The 8,957-nt window shown below is 39.3% G+C and carries 6 protein-coding genes and 1 pseudogene; 5 read left to right on the top strand and 2 right to left on the bottom strand.

Features of this window, described 5'->3' with window-relative positions; translation table 11 throughout:
* Nucleotides 1-202: 202 nt before the first annotated feature.
* A pseudogene (gene tnpA, locus ABID29_RS11930) lies at nucleotides 203-677 on the top strand (IS200/IS605 family transposase).
* A 530-nt stretch (nucleotides 678-1,207) separates the two neighbouring features.
* On the opposite strand, the gene zwf reads toward tnpA, so the two are convergent.
* Nucleotides 1,208-2,695 carry a glucose-6-phosphate dehydrogenase gene (zwf, locus tag ABID29_RS11935; RefSeq protein WP_354366338.1) on the bottom strand — a complete coding sequence of 496 codons (1,488 nt, stop codon included), beginning with the start codon at nucleotides 2,693-2,695 and terminating at the stop codon, nucleotides 1,208-1,210.
* A gap of 297 nt (nucleotides 2,696-2,992) precedes the next feature.
* On the bottom strand, nucleotides 2,993-3,715 hold the full coding sequence (locus tag ABID29_RS11940; RefSeq protein ID WP_354366339.1) for a MurR/RpiR family transcriptional regulator: 723 nt from the start codon (nucleotides 3,713-3,715) through the stop codon (nucleotides 2,993-2,995).
* A gap of 166 nt (nucleotides 3,716-3,881) precedes the next feature.
* Here ABID29_RS11940 and ABID29_RS11945 point away from each other — a divergent pair, with 166 nt between their 5' ends.
* From ABID29_RS11945 to ABID29_RS11960, 4 genes are read left to right on the top strand one after another with little or no spacing between them, the layout of a single operon-like run.
* On the top strand, nucleotides 3,882-4,670 hold the full coding sequence (locus ABID29_RS11945) for a carbohydrate deacetylase (RefSeq protein WP_354366340.1): 789 nt from the start codon (nucleotides 3,882-3,884) through the stop codon (nucleotides 4,668-4,670).
* 16 nt (nucleotides 4,671-4,686) lie between these two features.
* Nucleotides 4,687-6,234, top strand: coding sequence for a PTS transporter subunit EIIC (locus ABID29_RS11950; protein WP_354366341.1), 1,548 nt, complete (start codon nucleotides 4,687-4,689; stop codon nucleotides 6,232-6,234).
* A gap of 17 nt (nucleotides 6,235-6,251) precedes the next feature.
* Nucleotides 6,252-7,577: a family 4 glycosyl hydrolase gene (locus ABID29_RS11955; RefSeq protein WP_354366342.1), complete on the top strand. Its 1,326-nt coding sequence runs from the start codon at nucleotides 6,252-6,254 to the stop codon at nucleotides 7,575-7,577.
* Nucleotides 7,578-7,620: 43 nt separating this feature from the next.
* On the top strand, nucleotides 7,621-8,400 hold the full coding sequence (locus ABID29_RS11960) for a glycoside hydrolase family 16 protein (protein WP_354366343.1): 780 nt from the start codon (nucleotides 7,621-7,623) through the stop codon (nucleotides 8,398-8,400).
* Nucleotides 8,401-8,957: the final 557 nt, after the last annotated feature.

Below are 8,957 nucleotides of genomic sequence, written 5' to 3' on the forward strand. Positions count from 1 at the left end.
TGAGAGATGGATCAATCATTACCCCAAACGACTACTAAACTACAAGACGCCTAGAGAAGTTTTAACAACTGGCTAACTTGGACTTGAAATTTGGCAGAGCGAAAGGAGGAGAAAAATTATCCAGTGGATGATTTTTGCCGAAACCTAAAAATAAAAAAGTTGAGGGACTCAAAAAGCACATCGTTTATCACACACAAAGTGGCTGTGTTCTACCACATAGTGTTTACCCCTAAGTATAGACGAAAAGTCATCTATAATCAATATCGAAGCAGTTTAGGAGAGATATTCCGCCGTTTATGTAGTTATAAAGGTGTTGAAATTATAGAAGGACATTTAATGCCAGATCATGTACATATGCTAGTAAGTATTCCTCCAAGAATTAGCATTTCAAGTTTCATGGGATATTTAGAAGGTAAAAGTGCACTTATGATGTTTGACAAACACGCTAATCTCAAATATAAATTTTGGAATCGCCATTTTTGGGCAGAGGGTTATTATGTGAGCACAGTCGGACTTAATGAAGCCACCATAAAGAAATATATTCAAGAACAAAGAAATTATCCAGTGGATGATTTCTTCAGGAGCTTAGAAATAGAAGAGCGAGTTAACATGATGTCGCACTTGATAAACTGAGTGTGAAAGAATATGAAGATCCCTTTAGGGATAGTGGCAAGTAGTACTAACGCCTCTTTAAGAGGCCAGTGACGAGTCAAAAGCAGTTGGGCTTGAACAACGTGAAAGAGAGCAGCATAGGCGCTGGCTGGTGTTATGGGCTTATAGCCCCTGTTCAAACCACCCGTTTTCACGGGTGGTTATGACTTGATAGGACCTCACCTTGGCAGAAAAAGAGGTCCAGAGCTAGTGTCCCTATTTAGAGGGTTTGGCATATGCACGACAGCGAGCTGAAATAGATACTGACGCCCTAGCAAGCAGTACAAATGTAAACTGGGCAGTTGAAGCGCTGAGCCTAGAAGCAAGAAGGTCTATATTCTTTGAAAATTATATATAGCCCTTGTCTATTCGCTTCAGTGAAACCAGTTCTCTTATCAACTTTTTTCCTAGACTAGATTGATTTTCTGGGAGTATTAGAAAAAGAAAATTTGAGTTCCCAGGCAAGGCTTATAATCAAAAACCTAGCACCAAGTCGTGTCTCAACTTAGTGCTAGGTTTTTTAGGATATCATTATTTTAGGGCTGACCATATTTTCTTAGTCTAAGAGGCCGCGCTCACGGTACCAGTCGTCTGGGTGCCAATGCCACTCCGTGCCGAAGGCTTCTAGGAGGTCGAAGGCAGCTTCTGGCCCCATACTGCCAGCAGGATAGGTGTGTAGGGGCACTTGATCGTTTTTCCAAAGATCGATGACACGGTCGATTAGGCGCCAGCTTGCCTTAACTTCACGCCAGTGGCTGAAGTTGGTCGAGTCGCCATTTAAGGCATCAAACATGAGTTTTTCATAGGCTTCTGGCGAGTTGACCAGGTTTTCAGCGCTGTGGCGGAATTTAAGGTCAACAGGCGTCACCTTAAAGTCTGTTCCGAGTTCCTTACCGTTGATGTGGAGAGAGAAGCCTTCAGTCGGCTGGATATAGATGGTCAAAACGTTGCGATCGAAGGCCTGACCAAAGATATTATCTGTTTCCTTAAAGATAATATTAACCCGGGTTCCTTTCTCGGTCATGCGCTTCCCAGTACGGAAAAAGAAGGGAACGTCTTTGAAACGCTCGGTATCAACAAAGAACGTCCCTGCAGCAAAGGTTTCTGTTTGGGAGTTCTCAGCAATATTTGGCTCGTCCAGGTAACCTATAAAGTCCTCATGATTGATGCTACCAGCGGTGTATTGGCCACGGACAAAATGTTGTTTGAGGCTTTCTTCGTCTTCCAGGCGTAGATTTTCAAAGACCTTGATTTTTTCTTTACGGATATCAGTCTCATCAAAGGAAGCTGGCTTATCCATGGCAAGGATAGAGAGGAGCTGGAGGGTATGGTTTTGGACCATATCCTTAAGAGCCCCAGAAGTATCGTAATAGCCCGCCCGATCTTCCACGCCGATGCTTTCAGAGAAGGTGATTTGAACATTGTCAATGTACTGGTTGCTCCAGATTTGCTCAAAGATTGGGTTGGCAAAGCGGACCGCAAAGATATTTTGCACCATTTCCTTGCCCAGATAATGGTCAATTCGGTAAATCTGGTCTTCATCAAAGGCTTCTGCCAAATCTTGGTTGAGTTGCTCAGCTGTTTCGAGGTCTGTCCCGAAGGGCTTCTCAATAATCAAGCGCTCAAAACCTTGGCCATCAACGATTCCTTCAGATTTGAGGTGTTTGGCAATGGTTCCAAAGAATTCGGGAGCCATGGACAAGAAGAAAATCTTGTTGTGATCGGTTTGATACTTTTGCCGCAATTCATCCTGGAGCTCTTTGAGGGCCTGGTAATGCTCTGTATCGTTGACATCGTGGCTTTGATAGTAGAAGTGGCTGGCAAATTCGCTAGCCTGTCTTGGGCTATCAGCCAGATCAGAAATTGACTCGATCACCACTTCCTCAAAGTAGTCCTTGGACCAAGGCCTTCTAGCGGTTCCAATAACGGCAAAATTCTCTGTCAGGTGGCCCGATCTGTAGAGCCTAAAAAGCGCTGGGTAAAGTTTGCGTTTGGCCAAATCGCCACTAGCACCGAAAAAAGTAAATAATACATTTGCTGGCATAAGGATCTTCCATTTCTAAACTGCTATGTCATGAAGTTAGAATCATTCAATCTAACTCTAGTCATTCCATTTTACCATAAATTGTCAGATAATTCATAAATAGAGAATGAAAAATTGGAAAAAGATTGGTTGAGGAGGGAGGTAGAAGCTCGTAAACTGTAAAGAATTAAAAAGCATTACCGCAATTGGAAATGATCGTTTTTCATATTGTCATATTCAGCTAATGTAATAATCATAGAACAATTAGAAACTCAAGATTATCTATAGTTAGAATAATATGTACTAGATGGAATTGACTTAAAGAGTTTGTGTGCAAACATCGATAATATATTCCATTAGGTTGAGTGTATTGCCAAAGAAAAAATTGAGGTGCTGATTTTCATAATCTGTAATATTGGCTTGGTTATCAACAATAATACAAAAATCAGCTTCTTGATTATAACTACTATTTGGAGAGGCTGTTACTGCAATAACACAGCCCCCTTGTTCTTGACATTCCTTCATTTTTCGAAGACCTCGCTTATTTTCTCCTGAGTGAGAAAAAGTAATTAGTGTATGAGGTTGATTATCAGATACTGTTTTGATTTCAACACCATCTAAATCCACTGCATATACTTTTTTTAAAAGAAGTTTACGATAGGTGTAGTGTACTAAAAATTGGCAGAAACCTTCTCCAAATAAAAAGACATTTTTTGAAATAAAGGCTAGTCTGAGCTGTTGGAAAATTTCTTCCCAATTAGAATCAGAATGAGCAAAGGGAAGTGAGTCCAACTGGTTTTCTAACTGTTTTTTACTAGTGTTAGTAAGGAAAAAGATAAATTCTTTGAAGTTATTGAATCCAGCTCTTTTAGCTAAACGACTAATAGAGGAAGGAGATGTATAATTTTGGCTAGCAATGTGACGAATATCTAGATTCTCTTGTTTCTGAATCATTGACAAGATATGATTGATAATCTTCTCGTCTTCTTTGTAGAGAGAGTTATTTGGAAACAAACGGTTAAAATGATAAATTTGTGCCATCTTGATAAATCTCCTAGCTGAAAATATTTTCACGTACTGGGAATAGATGCAAATAGACCAAACGATATTGTATTCGCTTTCTAATTATACTAAAATTGAGGTGTGAAGTAAATGATCGGATACGAAACAATCATTAATAGTTCGAAGCTGAAAGGAGGAGAGGCAGATGAAACAAGTCATTATCAATGCCGATGATTTTGGTTATTCACCAGCAGTCAATGCAGGCATCGTGAAGGCCTACAAAGACGGTATTCTGACGTCGACAACCTTGATGGCCAATATGCCAGGGTGTATAGAAGCTATTGAGCTGGCGAAGCAAAATCCGGGTTTGGGAGTTGGCATTCATTTAGTGCTGACATGTGGCCAAGCGATGACCAATGGAAAATCCATTAGTCAAAATGGCACGTTTTATTCTCTCACAGAGTACCATGAACAACGTTCTAGGATAGAGGATGAGGAGATATTTGAGGAGTGGTGCTACCAAATAGATTATTTATTGGAGAAAGGGTTGAAGCCAACGCATATTGATAGTCATCATCACTTGCATACTTTTCCTGAAAATTTAGCTCTTACCAAGCGAATTTCCCAGAAGTATCAACTTCCTATCCGTAACGCTTATGATTTGGAAAAGAATGCTTTACTTCCTTATCAAATTGGAGCGACTGGTTTTCTGGATTTAATGAATCATCCCCATATTAGAGATTTATCACACAGTTTTGAGGAGCTTAAAAGGGGGTGTCTGGCAGAAATCAAATCTGTCTTAGATAAGATTGAAGAGAATGCTATTACAGAATTAATGGTTCATCCAGCTTATGTTGATGAGATTCTTTATTTCAATTCGTCCTTTAATGTGGCGCGTGTGAAAGAGGTTTCACTTCTATGCGATAAGGATGTAGTGGCAGTATTCAACGACTACAATATTCATCTCTGCCATTATGGCACAGTCAAACAATAAATAAAGAGGTTTAATCATGAAAGAAAAACTGATGAAATCAGCTAGTGTCTTTTCTAAAGCCATTATTCAGCCAGCGATGTTTATGGCTGTGACTGGGATTGTACTATCCATTTGTGCTATTTTGAAATTGGATTTTATGCCTGAATTTACAAAGAATATTGGGAATTTTGTTTTCAATATTTTGTCAGGTGGGATGATTGGACAACTCAGTGTCATTTTTAGTGTGGGGATTGCGACAGCCTTAGCAAAACCAAAATACAAAACTGATGCGGCTATTTTGGGGATTATCACCTTTTTAATTTTCCTATATGCCAATAACTCATGGCTAACTGTGACGAATCGCTTAGCTGAAGCTGGTGAGTTTGGCCTTTATGGCACTGGTCAAGGTATGATTTTTGGCATGCAAGTGGTTGATATGGGTGTCTTCCTCGGTATTATGCTAGGTTGTCTTGTGGGTGTGATGGTCAATAAATTTGGTGAAATCAAACTACACAAGTACTTATCGCCATACGAAGGGACAAAGTCTGTCTATATTCTCTTGATTTTTGCGACGATTGTCCTTGCTATTGTGACCACTTATATCTGGCCTCTTGTAAATGCGGTTGTTGAATCTGTTGTTGCAACCACCACAACAGCAGGCTCTATCGGTTTCTTCTTCTATGGTTTCTTGAATCGTATGCTCTTACCTCTTGGTTTGCATCACTTCCTCTGGATGCCGTTGTTCTATACACCGCTTGGAGGTACAGCAGAAATCGCTGGTCAAGTACAAAATGGTGCCTTCAATATTTGGTTAGCTGAACTTGGAAATGCTAGCTCTATTACCAGTATGCACCCATCAATCGGTTATCTTGCAAACTTCGGTTCTATTTCTTTACCGATTGGTATTGCCTTTGCTCTTTGGAAAACAGCTCGACCTGAAAATCGTAAAAAAGTTGCCTCTATCCTTATTCCGACTGTCGTCACAGCCTTTATGGCAGGGGTGACAGAACCACTTGAGTTTCTTTTCCTGTTCTTGTCGCCAATTCTTTGGTTGGCTCACGCAATTGTTTATGGACTCAGCCTACTAATCACAAATCTAATTGGTATCTCTATCCAGTTTGATACAGGTATCAATATGATTATCAACAGTTTTGCTTTCCCAGTCTCTCTTGGTAAACAATATTGGATTCCTGTGGTATTTGTCATTACAGCCCTGATGGAATATTTTGTCTTCCGCTACCTGATTGTGAAGCTTAATATTCCAACACTTGGTCGTGAGGAAATGACTGATGAAGTTTTAGATGAGTCTACTGTAGATGTAGTAACTAGCAAAGTTTTGCCTGCCAACTCTCAAGTTGAAGTTATTGTAGAAGGTCTTGGCGGTAAAGATAATATTGTCAATATTATCAACTGTTATACACGTTTACGTGTTGATATTCAGGATGAAACTAAGGTAAATATGAATATCCTAAAAAATCAAGTAAAATCGTCTGGAATTGTTGATAAGGGTAAACATATTCAAATCGTTATTGGACTGGGTGTTGAAACAGTTCGTGAACAAATCGAAGAGTATTTGAAATCATAAGAGAGAAGGAGTAAATTATGGGACATAAATTTGTTATGGTAGGTGGAGGATCTACCCAATCGCCAGGAATTTTAGAAGTATTGCGTCAACGTTCAGAAGAGCTTGATTTGACAGATTTGGTGCTCTATGATATTGATGAGGAGCGTGTGTCGTTACTTGGTCAATACACCAAGATGTACTATGCAGAAACAGGTTCATCGGTTAATGTCTCCTATACAACTGATATTGATGAAGCCTTTATTGGTGCGGACTATCTCTTTATGCAAATCCGTCCAGGGTTGAACCGTCAGCGAGCTATCGATGAAAAAATCTGTATTCAAAATGGTGTAGTGGGGCAAGAAACCTGTGGTCTTGGTGGGTTCTCATTTGCAATGCGAGTGATTCCTGCAGTCATGGAGATTATTCGTAAAGTTAAGGAACTTTGTCCTGACGCTTGGATTTTGAATTATACAAACCCAGAAGCTATTTTGTCAGAAGCTATTTATCGTGAATTCCCTGAGGCAAAAGTTTTGTGTATCTGCGATATGCCGATTTCAATTGAGGGGGCTATTGCTAAATATTTCAATAAAGATTTGCGTGATTTGACCTTTAAATATTTCGGCATGAATCACTTTGGTTGGTGGACCAATGTTTACGATGAAAAAGGTCATGACCTCTTGCCACAGCTAAGAGAGGATGTTCTTTCTGGCAAGATTGATACGTTACTTCAATCGAATGAAGAAACTAAGAGCGATCAGTATTGGATTGATACTTACAAGCAAATGATTAGTCTTTTCAAACGTTTCCCTGATTATTTCCCTAACTGTTATTTACAGTATTATCTGACACCAGACGAAATGTTGGAACACGATGACATCAATTTTACTCGTGGTGATTATGTCCAACAAGGACGTGAAAAGCGTATTTATGAAGAGTGCCGTCGTGTTATTGCAGCGGGCACAGCAAAAGATTCTTCTCTACATGCAGGTGTGCATGGGAACTATATTGTAGACATTGCTTACGCTATTATTCATAATACGAGAGAGCGCTTCACTGTCAATAAAAAGAATCATGGGGCGATTTCTAACTTCGACCCAGAAGCAGTTGTAGAGGTTCCTGCTTATGTCGGCAGTATGGGAGCAGAAACGATTAATATTGGCAACATTCCAACCTTCCAAAAAGGACTTATGGAAATGCAAAAAGCCTATGAAAAGAAAACCGTTGATGCTGCTCTAACAGGTTCTTACCAAACTGCCCTAGAAGCCGTGATGCTTAACAAAACAATTCCGAACTACACTATTGGTAAAAAGGTTCTTGATGAGCTTTATGAGGCCAATAAAGACTATTGGCCAGTATTGAAATAATCCCTTAGGAGGTGGAGGACACCAAGCTTGGTGGATGGTTGGTATGCAAAATGACACCAATGATTGGTTTAACTCTAAAGAAACAGGTGAAATTGATGTAATTGAAACTTTTTTCAGTAGACCAAATACATGGAGAATTGCAGCTTATGGTTGGAATGACCCATTTTTCCAAAAACCACATTGGCATATTGCTGAAAATCCAGCACCTACAAATGATCAGACAGAAGAGTATCATACGTATGGTTTAGACTGGTCTCCAGGTTCTTTGAAATTCTATTATGATGGCGTGCTGTACAAAGAAATTAATCAGGCACCAGATTATCCGATGGGGACCATACTCAATATCTATACTGATGCTGGCTCAGGTAAAGGTAATAATACTTATCCTAAGGAATGGGCAATAGATTATTTCCGAGTTTACAAACGTAATGAAGGTTATGAAATCCCAACAAAATCCATTGCAAGCCATGAAACTGGTGAAACATTCTATTTAGATAGTAGCAATGAAAAAATCATGCTAACGAACGATGCTCAACAATCAGAGCAATGGAAAATGATTCCAAAGGGAGAATATTTCCTAATTCAGAATGTTGAAACGGGTGAGTATTTGCATACTGAGAATCAAACAGGATATGTGGAGCATGGCAGTGTTCCTGAAACTTATTGGAGTGCTCAATGGAGAAAAGAACAAATAGGAGATTACTTTAGATTAGTCAATAGATGGAAGAATAATCAAGTTATTCACACGGAGAATAAACTTGGCTATTTGGAAATTGGAGAACTTCATAAAGGAGCATGGAGAGGCCAATGGTATCTCAAATAGCGTAAATTTTCCTATTTTGGAACTAATTATTGTTAATAGGCACATGTTATCTTCTCAAATCTATTTTCACATTCTAGCCACATTATGTTCATATGTTTATTTTCCTCCAAAAAAATCTAAGTGATTTAAAAATATCAGATTCTTCAGTTTCAAGATTTGAGTTGAACGGTTCCATCCTCAAAATATTTTATGCCAAACTTCAAAAGTTCTCTATTTTATACTAGCAATCATTTCCCAGTTTACAGGTCAGCCCCAACTTGTCGCCTTCCTTTGTGTCGGCCTTATCCACCTCTATATCTTGATTAGAAATATCAAGATGGCACGTGAGTTTTACCAATAAGGCTGGCGAGTCTTTCTTCGTGTCTTATGCTCAAAGTGGTAAGGCAATGAGCTGAAACTTGGGTAGTAGTGAAAGTTGAGTATGGAGAGTATGACTGTTTGTAAGCCTTATGTACGAAAAACGAGGCTGGGCAAAAACTAGTTTCAGAATAGACAAAAACGAGCATTTCCGCAGTTGGAGATGCTCGTTTTCCCATGTCATGGTTTATAATTATAAT

Origin of the sequence: Streptococcus rupicaprae, from assembly GCF_040545225.1 — a bacterium.
Taxonomy (GTDB): domain Bacteria; phylum Bacillota; class Bacilli; order Lactobacillales; family Streptococcaceae; genus Streptococcus; species Streptococcus rupicaprae.